19 protein-coding genes are annotated in these 17,277 nt (G+C 64.6%); 18 read left to right on the forward strand and 1 reads right to left on the reverse strand.

The features are described from left to right. Nucleotides 1-203 precede the first annotated feature (203 nt). The 15 genes from ffh (at nucleotide 204) to D3I60_RS11850 (ending at nucleotide 12,831) form a co-directional block, all read left to right on the forward strand. Complete coding sequence (gene ffh / locus D3I60_RS11780; protein ID WP_262776509.1) at nucleotides 204-1,814, forward strand: signal recognition particle protein; 1,611 nt, start codon at nucleotides 204-206, stop codon at nucleotides 1,812-1,814. Nucleotides 1,815-1,971: 157 nt separating this feature from the next. Next, the gene (gene rpsP / locus D3I60_RS11785) at nucleotides 1,972-2,415 is read left to right on the forward strand and encodes a 30S ribosomal protein S16 (RefSeq protein WP_262776510.1); all 444 of its coding nucleotides are present in this window, start codon (nucleotides 1,972-1,974) and stop codon (nucleotides 2,413-2,415) included. 1 nt (nucleotide 2,416) lies between these two features. Next, on the forward strand, nucleotides 2,417-2,647 hold the full coding sequence (locus tag D3I60_RS11790; RefSeq protein WP_039210974.1) for an RNA-binding protein: 231 nt from the start codon (nucleotides 2,417-2,419) through the stop codon (nucleotides 2,645-2,647). A 180-nt stretch (nucleotides 2,648-2,827) separates the two neighbouring features. Further along, nucleotides 2,828-3,328: a ribosome maturation factor RimM gene (gene rimM, locus D3I60_RS11795; RefSeq protein ID WP_262776513.1), complete on the forward strand. Its 501-nt coding sequence runs from the start codon at nucleotides 2,828-2,830 to the stop codon at nucleotides 3,326-3,328. A gap of 101 nt (nucleotides 3,329-3,429) precedes the next feature. After that, complete coding sequence (gene trmD, locus D3I60_RS11800) at nucleotides 3,430-4,248, forward strand: tRNA (guanosine(37)-N1)-methyltransferase TrmD (RefSeq protein ID WP_262776611.1); 819 nt, start codon at nucleotides 3,430-3,432, stop codon at nucleotides 4,246-4,248. Nucleotides 4,249-4,421: 173 nt separating this feature from the next. After that, nucleotides 4,422-4,763, forward strand: coding sequence for a 50S ribosomal protein L19 (rplS, locus tag D3I60_RS11805; RefSeq protein ID WP_025777317.1), 342 nt, complete (start codon nucleotides 4,422-4,424; stop codon nucleotides 4,761-4,763). 31 nt (nucleotides 4,764-4,794) lie between these two features. Beyond that, nucleotides 4,795-5,418: a signal peptidase I gene (lepB, locus tag D3I60_RS11810; protein ID WP_262776515.1), complete on the forward strand. Its 624-nt coding sequence runs from the start codon at nucleotides 4,795-4,797 to the stop codon at nucleotides 5,416-5,418. Between the two features lie 195 nt (nucleotides 5,419-5,613). After that, nucleotides 5,614-6,321 (forward strand): signal peptidase I, encoded by a 708-nt coding sequence (gene lepB, locus D3I60_RS11815; RefSeq protein WP_262776516.1) that lies wholly within the window; start codon nucleotides 5,614-5,616, stop codon nucleotides 6,319-6,321. Further along, nucleotides 6,321-7,133 carry a ribonuclease HII gene (locus tag D3I60_RS11820; protein ID WP_262776518.1) on the forward strand — a complete coding sequence of 271 codons (813 nt, stop codon included), beginning with the start codon at nucleotides 6,321-6,323 and terminating at the stop codon, nucleotides 7,131-7,133. The genes lepB (D3I60_RS11815) and D3I60_RS11820 overlap by 1 nt, the downstream gene beginning before the upstream one ends. Beyond that, complete coding sequence (locus D3I60_RS11825; protein WP_025777313.1) at nucleotides 7,130-7,447, forward strand: DUF2469 domain-containing protein; 318 nt, start codon at nucleotides 7,130-7,132, stop codon at nucleotides 7,445-7,447. The genes D3I60_RS11820 and D3I60_RS11825 overlap by 4 nt, the downstream gene beginning before the upstream one ends. Nucleotides 7,448-7,670: 223 nt before the next feature. Beyond that, entirely contained in the window at nucleotides 7,671-8,036 is a 366-nt protein-coding gene (locus D3I60_RS11830; protein ID WP_262776520.1) for a YraN family protein, read from the forward strand. Beyond that, complete coding sequence (locus D3I60_RS11835) at nucleotides 8,033-9,688, forward strand: YifB family Mg chelatase-like AAA ATPase (protein ID WP_262776522.1); 1,656 nt, start codon at nucleotides 8,033-8,035, stop codon at nucleotides 9,686-9,688. Before D3I60_RS11830 ends, D3I60_RS11835 begins: the two co-directional genes overlap by 4 nt. Continuing rightward, entirely contained in the window at nucleotides 9,685-10,914 is a 1,230-nt protein-coding gene (dprA, locus tag D3I60_RS11840; RefSeq protein ID WP_262776523.1) for a DNA-processing protein DprA, read from the forward strand. Before D3I60_RS11835 ends, dprA begins: the two co-directional genes overlap by 4 nt. Nucleotides 10,915-10,963: 49 nt before the next feature. Then, nucleotides 10,964-11,638, forward strand: coding sequence for a maleylpyruvate isomerase N-terminal domain-containing protein (locus tag D3I60_RS11845; RefSeq protein WP_262776525.1), 675 nt, complete (start codon nucleotides 10,964-10,966; stop codon nucleotides 11,636-11,638). A 77-nt stretch (nucleotides 11,639-11,715) separates the two neighbouring features. After that, nucleotides 11,716-12,831, forward strand: a complete 1,116-nt coding sequence (locus D3I60_RS11850; RefSeq protein WP_262776527.1) for a tyrosine recombinase XerC — start codon at nucleotides 11,716-11,718, stop codon at nucleotides 12,829-12,831. A gap of 63 nt (nucleotides 12,832-12,894) precedes the next feature. Here D3I60_RS11850 and D3I60_RS11855 read toward each other — a convergent pair whose 3' ends face one another. Then, the gene (locus D3I60_RS11855) at nucleotides 12,895-13,965 is read right to left on the reverse strand and encodes a D-alanyl-D-alanine carboxypeptidase family protein (RefSeq protein ID WP_262776529.1); all 1,071 of its coding nucleotides are present in this window, start codon (nucleotides 13,963-13,965) and stop codon (nucleotides 12,895-12,897) included. 550 nt (nucleotides 13,966-14,515) lie between these two features. Here D3I60_RS11855 and rpsB point away from each other — a divergent pair. The 3 genes from rpsB to pyrH all read left to right on the forward strand — a co-directional run bounded on the left by rpsB (nucleotide 14,516) and on the right by pyrH (nucleotide 17,231). Further along, nucleotides 14,516-15,433, forward strand: coding sequence for a 30S ribosomal protein S2 (gene rpsB, locus D3I60_RS11860; protein WP_262776531.1), 918 nt, complete (start codon nucleotides 14,516-14,518; stop codon nucleotides 15,431-15,433). 33 nt (nucleotides 15,434-15,466) lie between these two features. Then, the gene (tsf, locus tag D3I60_RS11865) at nucleotides 15,467-16,294 is read left to right on the forward strand and encodes a translation elongation factor Ts (protein ID WP_101544635.1); all 828 of its coding nucleotides are present in this window, start codon (nucleotides 15,467-15,469) and stop codon (nucleotides 16,292-16,294) included. 184 nt (nucleotides 16,295-16,478) lie between these two features. After that, nucleotides 16,479-17,231, forward strand: coding sequence for a UMP kinase (pyrH, locus tag D3I60_RS11870; protein ID WP_259357906.1), 753 nt, complete (start codon nucleotides 16,479-16,481; stop codon nucleotides 17,229-17,231). Nucleotides 17,232-17,277: the final 46 nt, after the last annotated feature.

Here is a 17,277-nt window from a genome sequence, read left to right on the forward strand (position 1 = left end):
TCACTGCTCCTCACAATCCGCTTTGGCGCAACGAGTGGGTTTGCGACCGCCACCGTGTTCTGCGAGGAATTGTCGGGTGAAGCACCAGCGGGGAGGAGTTCACCGGGGCTCACGGGGGTTTGCCAGCATGTGTGGTTTCAGCCGGACCCGGGTGAGTTGCTAGTCTAGAGAGTCGACCAAACCATCGTGAAGAAGGCTTGTACGTGTTTAACTCTCTGTCCGACAGGCTCACCGCGACTTTCAAGAATCTGCGCGGGAAGGGCCGGCTGTCCGAAGCCGACGTCGATGCTACCATCCGTGAGATCAGACGTGCCCTGCTCGACGCCGACGTCGCCCTGCCTGTCGTGCGTGCCTTCACCGGCCGGATCCGTGAACGCGCCCTGTCCGAGGAGGTCTCGGGCGCACTCAATCCCGGCCAGCAGGTCGTCAAGATCGTCAACGACGAACTCGTCGGCATCCTCGGCGGTCAGACCCGTCGACTCAACTTCGCCAAGCGGCCGCCGACGGTCATCATGCTCGCCGGCCTCCAGGGTGCAGGTAAGACCACTCTGGCCGGAAAGCTCGCGCACTGGCTGAAGTCCGAGGGCCACCGGCCTATGCTCGTCGCGGCCGACCTGCAGCGCCCCAACGCCGTCAACCAGCTCCAGATCGTCGGCGAGCGTGCAGGTGCCGTGGTCTACGCCCCGGAACCGGGCAATGGTGTCGGTGATCCGATCCAGGTCGCCACCGACTCGATCGAGGTTGCGAAGTCCAAACTCCACGACGTCGTCATCGTCGATACGGCCGGCCGCCTTGGCATCGACGAGGAGCTCATGCAGCAGGCCGCGGACATCCGCAGCGCGGTCAACCCCGACGAAGTCCTCTTCGTCATCGACGCGATGATCGGTCAGGACGCGGTGAAGACCGCCGAGGCGTTCCTCGACGGCGTCGACTTCACCGGCGTCGTGCTCTCGAAGCTCGACGGCGACTCCCGCGGTGGTGCCGCGCTATCCGTCGCCGAGGTGACCGGAAAGCCGATCATGTTCGCCTCCACGGGCGAATCGATTAAGGACTTCGAGCAGTTCCACCCGGACCGGATGGCCGACCGGATCCTCGACATGGGCGACATCATGACGCTCATCGAGCAGGCCGAGAAGAACTTCGACGAAAAAGAGACCGAGAAGCTCAAGAAGAAGGTCGAATCCGGCGAGGACTTCGACCTCAACGACTTCCTCACGCAGATGGCGGGCCTGAAGAAGATGGGCTCGATGAAGAAGATGCTGGGCATGATGCCCGGAATGAGCCAGTACAAGGAGCAGCTGGCGAACTTCGACGAGCGTGAGGTCGACCGGGTCGAAGCGATTGTGAGATCGATGACACCCCAGGAGCGCTCCAACCCGAAGATCCTCAACGGCTCCCGCCGTGCCCGCATCGCCAAGGGTGCCGGCACCACGGTCACCGCGGTCAACCAGCTCATGGAGCGCTTCACCCAGGCGCAGAAGATGATGCGGTCGATGACCCGCGGCGGCGGTATGCCCGGAATGCCCGGTGGCGGAGGTATGCCGCAGATGCCCGGAATGGGCGGAATGCCTGGTGCCGCCAGTGGCAAGAAGAAGAAACCCGCAGGGAAGAAGAAGGGCCGCAAGGGCGGTCAGTCGGGCAACCCGGCCAAGCGTGCGCAGGAGGCGCAGGCGCTGGCGGACAAGAAGGCGGGCAAGACGCAGGACCCGGTCGGCTCGGCCTTCGGCGGAGTCGATCTGGGCAAGGACGAGGAATTCGATCCGGCGAACCTGCCCAAGGGCTTCGGCGGAATCTTTCCAGGTGGCAAGAAGTAGAGCCTTCTGGCACAATTGACTCTTGTACTTTTGCTTTCGGCCCGGGCCCTCTCATCCGCGCCGAAGTGATAGTCCGAGCCGCGGCTTCCAGCAGATCAACCCCACGATTCTTCTGGTACAGCTGTGCACACAGAACACAAAAGGAGACACCACTAAAGTGGCAGTCAAAATTCGTCTGACCCGCATGGGCAAGATCCGTGCACCCTTCTACCGCGTCGTCGTCGCTGACTCGAAGACTCGTCGTGACGGTAAGGCCATCGAACAGATCGGCATCTACCACCCGACCCGTGAGCCTTCGGTCATCGAGATCGACTCCGAGCGCGCGCAGTACTGGCTCGGCGTCGGCGCACAGCCGAGCGACCAGGTCAAGGCTCTGCTCAAGCTCACCGGCGACTGGCAGAAGTTCAAGGGCGAAGGCGAAGCGGTCAACACCGTGAAGCCGCAGCCTGAGAAGGAAGCCTACGTGGCCCCGAACGCCGAATCGGTGATCAAGGAAGCCATCACGCAGAAGGGCGGCAAGTCCGCTGAAGCTGCCGAGGCTCCGGCCGAGGAAACAGCCGAAGCCGCATCTGAGGCCGCTGAAGAAAGCGCTGAAGCCTGAGATGTTGCCTGATTCGCTCGAACATCTGGTCCGCGGAATCGTCGATCATCCCGACGACGTCTCCGTTCGTTCGCGTTCTTCGCAGCGCGGCACGACCCTCGAGGTCCGGGTTCACCCCGAAGACCTCGGCCGGGTCATCGGCCGTGCAGGCAGGACCGCCAAGGCCCTGCGCACCGTGATGAACTCGCTGGCCGGCCGTGAGTCGGTGCGAGTGGACCTCATCGAGGCGTAATTCCAACATCCGAGAGGGGATGCAGTGCACGTGCGCTGCATCCCCTCTCGTGCATTCACCCACCGGTCGCCGACTACACTGGTGCCTGAACGCGGCGGCCCGCCGTACGACCGCAGAAGCGCAGTCACCTAAGTGCAGGGCCGGCCGAACAGACAGCGACAGCAGACTTCGAGGAGCAGAATGGACACGGTGATCGCCCGGCTGGGCAAGCCGCACGGAATCAAGGGCGAGTTCACCGTCGAGGTGCGCACCGACCGACCCGAGGACCGGCTCAATCCAGGGGCGACCTTCGCCACGGATCCCGATATCGGACTGCTGACGCTGAAGTCGGCGAGGTGGCACCGCGATCGCCTGCTCTTGGCCTTCGATGAGGTCCCCGACCGCAACCGCGCCGAGGAGATCCGCAACACCCTCATCCTTGCCGAGGCGGATGAGGACGACGACGAAACCGACGCCTGGTACCTCGACGACCTCATCGGCCTCAAGGTCTATGAGAACGACGCCCTCGTCGGCGAGATCGTCGACGTCACGAACGGGACCGCCCAGGATCTGCTCCACATGAAGCACACCGCCGGTCACGTTGTGCTCATCCCCTTCGTCACTGAGATCGTGCCCGATGTCGACATCGACTCAGGACGCGTCACCGTCACCCCGCCCGCCGGCCTCTTCGACGCCGAATGAGCGAACCGTTCCCGATGAATGGCAGCGACACCCCCGCCGAGGCGACCGGAGCGGACTTCGTGACCCAGGGTGCGACTCCCGCCGAGGCTAGCGGACCGCAGATGTCGATCGATGTCGTGTCGATCTTCCCCGAATATCTCGCCGGACTGCAGCTCTCGCTCATCGGCAAGGCCGTCGATCGTGGTCAGCTGAGCCTCGGCGTCCACGACCTGCGGGACTTCACCTTCGACCGGCACAATACCGTCGATGACTCGCCCTATGGCGGGGGAGCGGGAATGGTCATGAAGGCCGAACCCTGGGCGCTGGCTCTCGAGCACATTCTCGCGGAACGCGGCAGCGCTGCGGTGGGCGAGGGTGCGGATGGTGCTCGGACCGCCGGTCCGGCAGCCGGAGGCAAGCCGACGCTCATCGTGCCCAGCCCCGCCGGGCAGGTGTTCGACCAGCGCATCGCCGAAGATCTCGCCGCCCGCGACCACCTCGTCTTCGCCTGCGGACGCTACGAAGGAATCGACCAGCGCGTCATCGATTGGGCCGGGGAGCACTTCGACCTGCTGCCCATGAGCATCGGCGACTACGTCCTCAACGGCGGTGAAGTCGCCTCGATGGTGATGATCGAAGCGGTCAGCCGCCTCATCCCCGGCGTCATCGGAAACCCCGAGTCGCTGACCGAGGAGAGCCACGAAGACGGACTGCTCGAATACCCGATCTATACGAAGCCGGCGTCCTGGCGCGGACGCGAAGTGCCCGAGATCCTGCTCAGCGGCAACCACGCTGCGATCGCCAGGTGGCGACGTGACCGACGTCTCGAACGCACCGCGGATGTCAGACCGGATCTGCTTGAGAAGCTCGATGACCTGAGCAAAGACGACCTGGCGGCTCTCGAGCGGTTTGAGTCTGAGCGCTCAACCGTGACAGAATAGAGCGTCGCGTTTGTTGGCACTCACCTGCTTCAGGGGGATGAGTGCCCACGGTGGCCCGTCGCATCGAATCGGCGGGCCGACGGGGAGAGATCCCGACAGACGATCCAGTTACCGGAACACCGGTCCGATATGCGTGTCCTCGACCTGAAGCAGAGGCCACAGGAGAAACCACAATGCAGAAGCTCGATGTTGTAGATGCAGCCTCGCTGAAGTCTGACGTTCCCGAATTCCGTCCGGGCGACACCCTCAATGTTCACGTCAAGGTGATCGAAGGTTCGCGCTCGCGTATCCAGGTCTTCAAGGGAATCGTCATCCGTCGCCAGGGCGACGGCGTTCGCGAGACCTTCACCGTCCGTAAGATCAGTTTCGGCGTCGGTGTGGAGCGTACCTTCCCGGTGCACTCGCCCAACGTCGACAAGATCGAGGTCCTCACCCGCGGCGCCGTGCGTCGTGCGAAGCTGTACTACCTGCGCGAACTGCGCGGCAAGGCTGCTCGCATCCGCGAAAAGGCCTGATTTGCCCGGCACGGTGGGAGATGATCACACGGTGCCGAACAGACATGAAGACGCGACCTTCGGGTCGCGTCTTCTGTCTTCGGCACGGTTCTGGAAGGCGATCGCGGCGATCGCCGTCATCATCATCGTCCTCGGCGGATCGATCCGCGGATTCGTCATCCAGCGCTTCACCATTCCGAGTGCCTCGATGGAGCCGACGCTCAAGGTCGATGATTCGATCACGGTGTGGCGCCCGGACGCCCTGCGCGGAGACCTCCGACGCGGAGACATTGTCGTCTTCGATGGCCGCGGATCGTTCGTCGACGATGAGCTGCCCACTCCTCTGCAGAAGATCGGTTCCTGGGTCGGTCTCGGCCCTCGGGATGTCTACTACGTCAAACGCGTCATCGCCATCGGCGGTGACAGCCTCGAATGCTGCGACGCGAAGGGTCGTCTGCTGCTCAACGGCAAGCCTCTGAGCGAAGACTATGCCCCGACCCCCGCCTCGGCGGTGGAATTCTCCATCGAAGTCCCCGAAGGCACCATGTGGGTGATGGGCGACAACCGCAACGACTCCGCCGACTCCAGGTCGCTGCTGGGACGGCCAGGTGGGGGATTCATCCCCACCGACCGGATCCTCGGCCCCGTGATCGGGCACGGCTCCTCTATCGACTGAGCGCCGCCTCGGTTTGGGGAACCGTCGTCCACAGAATGCCGCCTCGGTGCGGGCAGTCGTCGTCGACTGAGCATTTGCGCGGACGGCTGAGCGTACACATGGAACTGCACTGCGGCTGAGTGTGCGGCGAGAGTCGTGCTGATACGCTCGGTTCAGTCCACAGCCGCAGTCCCGGTCCGATGTGAAAGCGAACGAATGACAAGCGAATCCGAAGCTTCCCCGCCGCCCGCCTCGAAACGGTTCGCGCGCGGTCTGCTGGAGACCCTGGCGATCATCGTCGTCGCCCTGCTCATCTCGACGGCCCTGAAGACGTGGGTCGTCCGTTCTTTCTACATCCCGTCCGAATCCATGATGACCACTCTTCAGGTCGATGACCGGGTGCTCGTCAACCAGCTGGCTCACCGCTTCGGACCCGCCGACCGCGGCGACATCATCGTCTTCGACGACCCGGACCATTGGCTCTCGGCCGCCGAAACCGCCGAATACACGCCCAACCCGGTCCTCGAATTCATCGGCTTGGCTCCCGCGGACTCGGGCAATCAGCTGATCAAACGGGTCATCGGCGTCGGCGGCGACACGATCAGATGCTGTGACGCCGAAGGACGCCTGCTGGTCAACGGCGAGCCGATCGACGAAACCTATCTCGATGAGGGCACCGCCCCCTCGGAGGTTGAATTCGAGGTCACCGTGCCCGAAGGCCATTACTGGGTGATGGGCGACAACCGCAGCAACTCCGCCGACTCGCGATACCACATGGACACCGACCCGTTCGTGTCCGAAGGCGACGTCGTCGGCACCGTGTTCCTCATCAACTGGCCGTTCAAGCACTTCAGCTGGGTCTCCACACCCGACAGGGTCTTCGCGGCCGTACCGGATACCGCCGAGGGACTCAGCGGGAACTGATGGCCGCACGTGGACTGACCGACCTCAGCGTCGAACGGGAACTTCTGAGCGAAGGATTCGACTACGTCATCGGCGTCGACGAGGTGGGCCGTGGTGCCCTGGCCGGGCCTGTCAGCGTCGGTGTCGCCCTGTTCGATCTGCGCACTCTCACTGCCGCCGAGGTGCCCGCCGGCATCCATGATTCGAAGCAGCTGAGTGCGCAGTCGAGGCAGGTTGCCACCGACCGCGTGCGGTCGTGGGCGACCGCCGCGGCGGTGGGATCGACGACGCCTGCCGAACTCGACGAGGTGGGGATGACGATGGCGCTCAACCTCGCCGGACGTCGTGCCATGATCTCGATGCTGCGCGAATGGGCGGGTGCAGGTTCCGGCGGACACGGTTCGGGCGGTGCCGAAAGGAACGGTTCGGGAGGTGGCGATGTCAATGGAACGGCCGCCTCGGTGAGGGATTTCCCGGGCCGGACGATGGTGCTCCTCGACGGTCGACACGATTGGCTTTCGGCCCCACTCACCCTCGATTGCCTGGGGATATTCGGTGACTGTGCCGACCTCGAACTGCCGCCTGTGCGCACCGTGATCAAGGGGGACGGCTCCGTTCCGGCGATCGCGGCGGCGAGCATCGTGGCGAAAGTTGCACGCGACGAGACGATGATCGCACTTGCCGAGGCCCATCCGCACTATGGTTGGGAATCGAACGTGGGATATGGGACGGTGAAGCACCGGCAGGGCATCACCGAACTCGGACCCAGCATCCACCACCGGAGAAGCTTCCGCCTGACCGCGGACTCAGGAGCGAAGGAGGGCCTGTCATGAGCGCCGATGATCTTGACGACTACGAAGCACAACTCGAGCTTGCGCTGTACAAGGAATACCGGGACGTCGTCGGTCTCTTCGCCTATGTCGTCGAGACCGAGCGCCGGTTCTACCTCGCCAACCACGTCGACCTCAAGGCTCACAACGATGCCGGCGACGTGTACTTCGAACTCACCCTGCGCGACGCGTGGGTGTGGGACAGCTACCGGTCGGCGCGGTTCATCAAGACCGTGCACGTGCTGACGTTCAAGGACGTCAACATCGAAGAGATCGCGAAGTCCGATCTCGAACCGCCGACGGCGATCCGTGGGTGAGACGGGGCGCCGGGGCCACCGGCGAACCCTGGGCTCACTCACTTCGGCACCGATTGCTGTGGACGAGGCACGGACTCGAACGTAGAACCCCTGTGGATGAGTCGGCCTCGTCCACAGCCCCTTTTTCTGCTCTTCCTCGAGGCAGGGTCGGCATGGTCATCTGACCGGCATGGGACGGATACGAACACCCGGTCGGAATCGAGCGTCGAAGAGCACGCGGACCGTGAAGGGCCTGCGTAAGCAGGCGCTCGGCAGCAGGGGAGAGGACCTCGCCGCTGCGTTCCTCGAAGACACTGGACTCGTCATTCTCGAACGCAACTTCCGGTGTGCTCGCGGTGAGCTCGACATCATCGCCCGCGACGGTGACACCGCGGTCTTCGTGGAGGTCAAGACGCGTCGCACGGCCATGCTCGGATCACCGCTGGAGGCCGTGACCCGAAACAAGCTCGCCCGCATCCGCACATTGGCAGGGCTCTGGCTGAGCGGGCAGGACGAATACTTTCCGGGCACGCGCATCGACGCACTCGGGATCATCATGGAACCGCGCGTCCAGTACTTCCACTGCCCGAACATCCAGGTCGACTCGTGAGTGAGGAGACCCTGGGACGGGAGGAACCGCCGGGCGATCCGGTCGAACCGCCAGAGATGGTCGACCCGCCGGAGCTGGTCGAGCCGGCCGAGGCCGACGAAGTCGAACCCGCATCCTCGGCGCACATCATCGGGCGGGCCTCCGCCGTGGCCCTGTGGGGATTGACCGGGAAGATCGTGTCGATCGAAGCCAGCGTCAGCGCCGGCCTGCCGGGAATCGACATCGTCGGACTGCCGGATGCCTCGGTGAGCGAATCACGCAAGCGCCTTCGTGCGGCCCTGTCATACCTCGGCAAGCCCGTCGCCACAGAACACCTGACGATCAACCTCACCCCGGGAACGGTGCCGAAGATCGGCACCGGATTCGACCTCGGCATCGCCGTCGCCGTGCTCAGAGCACTCTCGTTGATCACCAACGACGACACAGGCAGCGTCATCCACTGCGGTGAGATCGGGCTCGACGGCAGAATCCGTCCCGTCACCGGGGTGCTCCCGTCCCTGCACACAGCGCTGCAAGCTGGGTTCGACCGATTCGTCGTCCCCATCGGCAATGCCGGTGAGGCGGGACTCATCGGACGGGCAAGAGTCCTCTCGGTCGCCTCGCTGGCCGAGGTGGTCAATGCCTACGGAGGATCGATGGCCGTACCCGCACTGCCGGCGGTCCTCGAAATGGATCGGCCCGACCCCATGAACCCAGAACTCCACGACCTCAGCGAAGTCCAAGGACAGGCTGAAGGACGTTTCGGCCTCGAGGTCGCCGCGGCAGGTGGCCACAACATGCTCATGCGCGGAACACCCGGAGCGGGCAAGACGCTGCTGGCCCAATGCCTGCCCGGAATCCTGCCGCCGCTGAACGACGACGAAGCCGTAGAAGTCGCCACCGTCCGTTCCCTGCGCGGAGAACTCGACGGCAGCGACGGACTCGATCACCGCCCGCCGTTCGAGGCACCCCATCACCGCAGCACCGCCTCGGCGCTCATCGGCGGACGCCGCCCCGGAACGGTCGGAGTCCTCAGCCGCGCCCACCGCGGGGTGCTGTTCATGGATGAGGCACCCGAATTCTCACGCGATGTGCTCGAAGCCCTGCGACAGCCGATGGAATCCCGTCGCCTCCACATCCACCGTGCCTGGGGATCGATGGTGCTCCCGGCATCCTTCCAGCTCATCATGGCCGCAAACCCCTGCCCCTGCGGAGTCGGGATGGCCGGCGCCGGCGGGGACTGTCGGTGCACCCCTTTGGACAAACGCCGCTATCGCAATCGGCTCTCCGGACCGCTGCTCGACCGCGTCGACCTGCAGCTCGAGCTCTTCCCCGTCTCTCCCGCCGACATCCGGCTCGGTGGGGACCAGGAGACCAGCACCACGGTGGCCGCCCGCGTACTCGACGCACGGAGGCGACAGTCGGAACGCTTCGCCGGCTGCGACTGGAGGCTCAACGCCGAAGCGCCCGGAACCTGGCTGCGCGAACACTTCGCACTCACACCGACAGACCTCAGTGATCTCGATCGGGCACTCGACACCGGCCGGATCACCATGCGCGGCTATGACAGGGTGCTGCGTGTCGCAACAACTCTGGCCGACCTGGCGGGAAAGCAGGGTCCCGACCCCGACACGATGAGAATGGCGCTCGCCCTGCGGACACAGGAGTCATGACCGTGAACACACATGAGGACGTACGCATGGCCATCGCCTCACTGCTGCGCATAGGTGAGCCAGGCGACGGACTGCTCAAACGGCTCGTCGACGGAATCGGCCCGGTCGCCGCGCTGGCGATCATCACGGCCGTCGGTCGCGGTGAGACCACCGCACTCGATGCCGTCCAAGGTCTGGCCGACACCGGCACCGAGGCGGCCGAACACGGTCAGCTGTCAGCGGCCATCGACCGGTGGGCTGTGCGAGCCGGCGAAGCCGACGCGGTCGGGAGCGATCTGGACAAGATCGCGAGAATCGGCGGCCGACTGGTCATTCCCGATGACGATGAGTGGCCACGAATGCTCGACGATCTCGGCCCTGCAGCACCGCTGGGCCTATGGGTGAGAGGAGCAGCTTCTCTCAGTGCCGCACTGACTCGTTCCATTGCCGTGGTCGGGGCCAGAGCAGCCAGCAACTACGGAACCAAATGCGCCTCTGACCTTGCGTGGGATCTTGCCGCTCGTGGAATCACCGTCGTATCCGGCGGTGCGTTCGGCATCGACGCGGCCGCCCACCGTGCCGCCATCGCCCGGGAATCGCCGACGGTGGCATTCATGGCCGGGGGAGTCGACCGCTTCTACCCGGCGGCGAACGCCGAACTGTTCGAACAGATCCTCGCCACCGGAGCCATCGTGTCCGAGACTGCACCCGGAATGACGCCGATGCGCCACCGGTTCCTGCTGCGCAACCGACTCATAGCCGCCTCGTCGCAGGTGAGCGTGATCGTCGAAGCCGGCTGGCGCAGCGGGGCGCTCAACACCGCTCGGCATGCCCTCGAACTCTCCCGCCAGGTCGCGGCCTTCCCCGGGTCCGTGTACTCGGCGTCCTCGACCGGAGCACACAAGCTCGTGCGTGAACACGAAGCGGAACTCGCCACCTGCAGCGACGATGTCATCGCGCTCATGGACGATGACACCCCGGCACTCTTCGACACGGCCGTGTTCAGTTCTGCTGCGGGGAGTGGAGAACGCCCGCCGTCTCTCGATCCCCGCGAAGGGCTCGACGAGAGGGAGAAGATCTGTCTGAATGCGCTGACCGTGTCGAAGCCGCTCGACGTCGGCACCATCGCCTCCCGGGCAGGGCTGACGATCGCGGATGCGCTCAACTCTCTCACCGCCCTCGACCTGGCCGGACTGGCCGCACGCCGCGACACCGGATGGGTGAAGCTGCGCAGACCGAGCCCCTGATGCTGGGGATTGCTGTCAGTCCGCCGTGGAGGCCGCGTATCCTGAGAACGTGAGCACAGACTCTCCCGCCGGCCATTTCTCTCAGGCCTGGACAACACTGCTGAGAACTGTCGCCGAACTGCCCGACGGCGACTTCGAACGAGCCTCCGGCTGTGCCGGGTGGCGCGTCCAGGACCTCGTGTGCCACCTCATCATCGATGCCCAGGACGTCCTCATCACCCTCGTGACACCGAGCGAGGGCGCACCGACCCACGACGCAGCAACCTACTGGACTGTCACAGACTCCCCGCCGACCGGGAATGATCCCCTCGACGCGCTCATCCCGCGACTGGCTGCCGCCTATGGGGATCCGCAACTGCTGAAGTTCCACCTCGACGATGTGGGCACAGCCGCCGACCGGGCCGCTCGGCTCGCCGACCCCGAACGACGGGTGGAGACCCAGCACATGGTGCTCACGATCGGAGACTTCCTCAACGCGTATGTCCTCGAATGGACCCTTCACCACTTCGACCTCATCGCACACCTGCCGGGTGCGCCGACTCCGCCGACCGGCTGCGTCGCTCGAAGTCGGACGATGTTCGAGGACGCTATCGGGGCGACGATCCCCGCGGAACTGTCCGATGCCGAAGGTCTGCTCATCGGCACGGGACGACGATCACCGGACGCGGCACAGAGATCGGTCCTCGGCGACATAGGCGAACGGCTGCCGTTCATCCTCAGCTGAGGTCTGACGGCCGACACCTGACGCCTGATGGCCGACGGAAAACGGCGGCGTCCTCCGGCGCCGCGTATCCTGGGGACGTGAGCACATCATCGACCGTCGTCGAGGTGGTGTCCGGCTATGCCGACCACCTGAGGTCTCGTGACGTCTCCGAACACACAGCCCGTGCCTACGTCTCCGACGTCACTGACTTCCTCGATCACGCCGTGCATTCGACGAAGCTCCAACAGAGGAGCGGAGAAGGGCACCTCGCGACGGCATCCGGCGCACGGATCGACATCGCTGCTGTCGATCTCGACGTTCTGCGGTCCTGGCTCATCGCCCTCGACGATGCCGGTGCCGCGAAATCGACGGTGGCGCGAAAGATCGCGGCAGTGCGGTCCTTCTTCGCCTACGGCGTGAGCAACCTGGGACTGCCTAACAACCCGGCTGCGCGTCTGCGGACTCCGAAGAAGGACTCCCGCCTACCCACGGTGCTCAAACCTCAGCAGGCCGCCGACCTCATCTCCGCCGCCGAGAACCACCGAACCGGAGTCACCGGCGTGGGGCGGAGACGGAAAGGGGGAATCGCCGACAACGGCATGGATACGAGTGGCTTGATGGCAGACGACTCCTCGAAGAGCGACCCGGCGGCAGACGACGCCACGACGGGTGATTCCGCACAGCACGGCAAGAACGATCCACTCGATGCGGCCAAACGCATCCGCGATGCCGCAATCCTGGAAATGCTCTACGCCACTGCAGTGCGCGTCTCGGAGCTGACCGGACTCGACCGCAGCGACATCGATCACCGCGCATCGATGATCACCGTGCTCGGCAAGGGCAACAAAGAACGTCGCGTCCCGTTCGGGACCCCGGCACGCAGAGCCCTCGACGACTGGCTCGCCGCCCGCGAACTGTTCACCGGTCCTCACAGCGGCGACGCACTGTTCCTCGGCGTTCGCGGAGGACGCATCGGCGCCAGGCAGGTGCGCGAACTCGTACACCGCTACGGTTCCGACGACCCCAGCGCCCCGGACATCGGACCACACGGACTGCGGCACTCTGCGGCCACACACATGCTCGACCGCGGTGCCGACCTGCGTCAGATCCAAGAGCTGCTCGGCCACTCCACGATGAGCAGCACTCAGATCTACACTCAGGTATCCATGCAGCGTCTGCAGGACACCTACCGGCGAGCACATCCGCGGGCCTGAGACTCACAGAGAGGGACTTGGCCGACAGAGTCATGGCGGAAGCGTCGGCCAGACTGGGGCGTTCTACTTCCGGAATTCCCAGTGCCAGGGCTCGGGCAGGGACCCCGTCTGCCGTGCCCAACTGGGATGGATCCACCCGAACTTCGGTGCATTCGCCCGCATCCACTGATGCTGGGCGGTGCCGAAGGAATTGATCCCGCTGCCGAGGTCGACAGCCAGCGCCCACCCGTGATTCGACGTTCCCGGTGTCGCCGCCATCCGCCCCTTTCGCCGCTTGAGGATCACCTGCGTGGCGTAGTCCCGGTAAGCATCGGTGACCGAGATCGGGGCACCGAACCGAGCCTCGAACGCCGTCGAGAGCCGATCGAATGCCGCTTGAGCATCGCAGCGCAGCATCTGCCCGGGAGCCGACTCCAACTGACACATCGCCGAGGCGGGAATCCGCCCATTGCTGTGACCACCCCACGCTCCGGCACCGGAGGTGGCCGAATCTCCGCCGCCTTCAGGTTCCTTCGCGGGCTTCCGTGACAGAGGCAGAAGTGCCGACTGCTCCTGGCCGAAGAACTTGCCCGGATCGACGTACCTCTGATCGCTCGCGGCCGGCCATGCTCCGATATGCAGGCACGAACGCTGGCAGTGGTCACCGCTGCCCACCGTGCCGATCTTCTCGCCGGCGGCAAATCCCTCACCCTTCTTCAACGACGTCGCGGCCGGCTGGAACGTGAGCACATGATCGGACTCGGTGAGGATGCTGATGGTCGCAGTCCCCGCCACCGTGCCGGCAAAGCGGATCGTCCCTTCCGTCGGTGCCCGCAGCGGTTCGCCTTCGACTGCGAGCACGTCGATTCCGCGATGCCCCTTGAGCCACGGCTTGTCCGGAGGATCGAAGGCTTCGATGATCTCCATCGCCGGCACCGGGGTGACCCAGTTCGTCGGTGCGCTCCTCTGAAGGCTGACCTGTATCCGTGTCGACGAAGCCCCGGAGGCGGCGCTCGCCGTTGGGGGAGTGTTCGTGAGCACAAGCGCCGCTGCGATGATCACGGCAAGGAGCAGTGACCGCGGTGAGCCGAGGCTTGAGCGTTTCGTTCGGAGAAGGAGCAGCAGGCGGAGACGGTCGAACGCGAAGTGAGTCATGGGAGCATGCAAACCCCTAGCGCACGGTCGTGTCACCCGTGAGTATCACCCCTGTGGATGAGCCGCCTCCATCCTCAAGTCAAAGACGTTCGAGTGCGGCATCCGTCCACAGGAAGCGATGGTCGAGTGCAACGAATCGACAGCGATCCGGCTCCCCACACCCAACGGGACCCTGCGCTCCGGAGCTTGCCCACACCCATCGGTCCCCACCCGTCGACGTACGAGTCGGTACGACGATACGGCCCGGTGGGCCGCCTCGGCGGGGGATCGATCTCGATTGGAAATGACTTGCCCAACCGGGATAGACTGAGATCAGCAGAAGCGTGTCTTCTGACTACGCGTATCCGAATTCTTCTCCTTCCCATGGTGCAGGCAGCCGTCAGGCGTGCCTGTGGGGTGGATGAACCGGGTACTAGGAATCAACCGAAAATGTCATCGACGCATCCCGTCGATCGAATCGATGCGGACCCTCAAAGGTTCGCCTTGAGAACGATCGATGCGCGCGTGACGTAAAAGCACCCCGAGGGTGCACAGAAAGGAGGGCGTCGGCATGGCCGTCGTCACCATCCGCCAGCTGCTCGACAGCGGCGTTCACTTTGGACACCAGACCCGTCGTTGGAACCCGAAGATGAAGCGCTTCATCTTCACCGAGCGCAACGGCATCTACATCATCGACCTGCAGAAGTCGCTGGGCTACATCGACAACGCCTTCGAATTCGTCAAGGAGACCGTGGCCCACGGCGGCTCGATCCTCTTCGTCGGCACCAAGAAGCAGGCCCAGGAATCCATCGCTGAGCAGGCTCAGCGCGTGGGTCAGCCCTACGTCAACCAGCGTTGGCTCGGCGGTATGCTCACGAACTTCCAGACCATCTCGATGCGTCTGCGCCGCCTCAAGGAACTCGAAGAGATCGACTTCGACGACGTTGCAGGTTCCTCGCACACCAAGAAGGAACTGCTCATCCTGCGTCGCGAGAAGGACAAGCTCGAGAAGACCCTCGGCGGCATCCGCGACATGCAGCGCACCCCGTCAGCCGTCTGGATCGTCGACACCAAGAAGGAACACCTCGCGGTCGACGAAGCCAAGAAGCTGGGCATCCCGGTCATCGGCATCCTCGACACCAACTGCGACCCGGATGACGTCAACTACCCGATCCCGGGCAACGACGACGCCATCCGCTCCGTCTCGCTGCTGACCCGCGTGGTCGCCGACGCCGTGGCCGAGGGCCTCATCGCCCGCCACTCCTCGGACGACGCTAGCGGTGAGAAGAACGTCTCCGCCGTCGAGCCCATGCCCGAGTGGGAGCGCGAGCTCCTCGAAGGCAAGACCGAAGAGAACGGCACCGAGGCTGCTGCCCCGGCCGAAGAAGCCGCTCCTGCCGCAGAGGCTGCTCCTGCGGCCGAAGCCGAGAACGCCGAAGCCGCTCCGGCCGCTGAAGCTTCCGACTCCACCGAGTCGACCGAGTCCTGATTTCGTTTAACTCCACCATCCTGAGGAGAAGGAATGGCAAACTACACTGCCGCTGATATCAAGGCACTGCGCGAGAAGACCGGCGCCGGAATGATGGACGTCAAGAAGGCTCTCGACGAGTCCGACGGCGACCAGACGAAGGCCATGGAAGCCCTGCGCATCAAGGGCCTCAAAGGCGCCACCAAGCGCGAAGGCCGCTCGACCTCCGACGGTCTGGTCGCGACCTCCGTCGAAGGCGGAGTCGGCACCATGATCGAGCTCAACTCGGAAACCGACTTCGTTGCGAAGTCCGAACCGTTCGTCAAGCTCTCCGAAGAGGTCCTCGAGCTGGCCGTGGCCAACAAGGCCGATTCGGCCGAGGCACTCCTCGCCGCTGAGACCGACGGCAAGCCCGTCTCCCAGTTCATCACCGAATCCGGTGCCTCGCTGGGTGAGAAGGTCGAACTGCGTCGCGTGGGCCGTGTCGAAGGCTCCAAGATCGCCTCCTACCTGCACCGCACCAACAAGGACCTGCCCCCGCAGGTCGGCGTGCTGCTGGCATTCGAAGGTGACGACGAGACCGTGGCACACGATGTCGCCGTGCACATCGCCGCTATGGCCCCGAAGTACTTCTCCCGCGAAGACGTTCCCGCCGACCTCGTCGAGAACGAGCGTCGCATCGCCGAAGACACCGCGAAGAACGAAGGCAAGCCCGAGCAGGCTCTGCCGAAGATCATCGAGGGTCGCGTCAACGGCTTCTTCAAGGAGAACTGCCTGCTCGACCAGGGATTCGCCAAGGATCCCAAGCAGTCCGTGGCCAAGGTGCTCGAGGCTGCCGGCGTCAAGGCCACCGGCTTCCTGCGCTACCGCGTCGGAGCCTGATTCACCACTGACCGCGAAGCAGACAGATCTCTGCTTCCCAGGTTCACCGAGTGAGTGAGAACTCACCCGAAGGGCGGGGTCGGACCAATCGGTCCGGCCCCGTTTTTCGCTAAACTGACCCAGATGCCCGATCGCAGTGACGATCCCACCGGGCACAGACCTGCCCGCACGGAAGAAGGACTCCATGACAAGCACTCCTGTTCACGAATCCAGCTACGCCAGCCGCGCGGTGCGCTCCCATCGGCGCCGCGTTCTGCTCAAGCTCTCCGGTGAGGTCTTCGGCGGCGGGAAGATCGGCGTCGATCCCGACGTTGTGGCCGCAGTCGCCCGCGAGGTCGCTCCCACCACCGAGGACGTCGAGGTCAGCATCGTCGTCGGCGGCGGCAACTTCTTCCGCGGAGCCGAACTCTCCCAGCGCGGCATGGACCGCACCCGTGCCGACTACATGGGCATGCTCGGCACCGTGATGAACTGCCTGGCGCTGCAGGACTTCCTCGAACAGACCGGAGTCGACACCCGCGTGCAGACAGCGATCCCCATGTCCCAGGTCGCCGAATCCTATATTCCCCGCCGTGCCATGCGGCACATGGAGAAGAACCGCGTCGTCATCTTCGGCGCCGGTGCCGGACTCCCATACTTCTCCACCGACACCGTGGCCGCTCAGCGCGCACTCGAAGTGCATGCCGATGAGGTCCTCATCGCCAAGAACGGCGTCGACGGCGTCTACACCGCCGACCCCAAGGTCGACCCGAATGCCGAGAAGATCTCCGAGATCAGCTACCAGGACGCCCTGCAGCGCGGCCTCAAGGTCGTCGACGCGACCGCCTTCAGCCTGTGCATGGACAACAAGCTGCCGATGCACGTCTTCGGTATGGAAGGCGAGGGCAACCTGCGCAAGGCCATCATCGGTGAGAAGATCGGCACGGTCGTCCACTGAGACCCACTCCCACCGAGGCGATCCGACGTTGAATGCAGGCGGATCC

It is taken from the genome of Brevibacterium permense (genome assembly GCF_025506275.1).
Classification (GTDB): Bacteria; Actinomycetota; Actinomycetes; order Actinomycetales; family Brevibacteriaceae; genus Brevibacterium; species Brevibacterium permense_A.

What these genes read in the sequence shown, in the direction of transcription:
- D3I60_RS11790 (WP_039210974.1), top strand. Translation starts at nt 2,417, where the DNA reads ATGTTGCCTGATTCGCTCGAACATCTGGTCCGCGGAATCGTCGATCAT.
- rimM (WP_262776513.1), top strand. Translation starts at nt 2,828, where the DNA reads ATGGACACGGTGATCGCCCGGCTGGGCAAGCCGCACGGAATCAAGGGC.
- trmD (WP_262776611.1), top strand. Translation starts at nt 3,430, where the DNA reads ATGTCGATCGATGTCGTGTCGATCTTCCCCGAATATCTCGCCGGACTG.
- rplS (WP_025777317.1), top strand. Translation starts at nt 4,422, where the DNA reads ATGCAGAAGCTCGATGTTGTAGATGCAGCCTCGCTGAAGTCTGACGTT.
- lepB (WP_262776516.1), top strand. Translation starts at nt 5,614, where the DNA reads ATGACAAGCGAATCCGAAGCTTCCCCGCCGCCCGCCTCGAAACGGTTC.
- D3I60_RS11820 (WP_262776518.1), top strand. Translation starts at nt 6,321, where the DNA reads ATGGCCGCACGTGGACTGACCGACCTCAGCGTCGAACGGGAACTTCTG.
- D3I60_RS11825 (WP_025777313.1), top strand. Translation starts at nt 7,130, where the DNA reads ATGAGCGCCGATGATCTTGACGACTACGAAGCACAACTCGAGCTTGCG.
- dprA (WP_262776523.1), top strand. Translation starts at nt 9,685, where the DNA reads ATGACCGTGAACACACATGAGGACGTACGCATGGCCATCGCCTCACTG.
- D3I60_RS11855 (WP_262776529.1), bottom strand. Translation starts at nt 13,965, where the DNA reads ATGACTCACTTCGCGTTCGACCGTCTCCGCCTGCTGCTCCTTCTCCGA.
- rpsB (WP_262776531.1), top strand. Translation starts at nt 14,516, where the DNA reads ATGGCCGTCGTCACCATCCGCCAGCTGCTCGACAGCGGCGTTCACTTT.
- tsf (WP_101544635.1), top strand. Translation starts at nt 15,467, where the DNA reads ATGGCAAACTACACTGCCGCTGATATCAAGGCACTGCGCGAGAAGACC.
- pyrH (WP_259357906.1), top strand. Translation starts at nt 16,479, where the DNA reads ATGACAAGCACTCCTGTTCACGAATCCAGCTACGCCAGCCGCGCGGTG.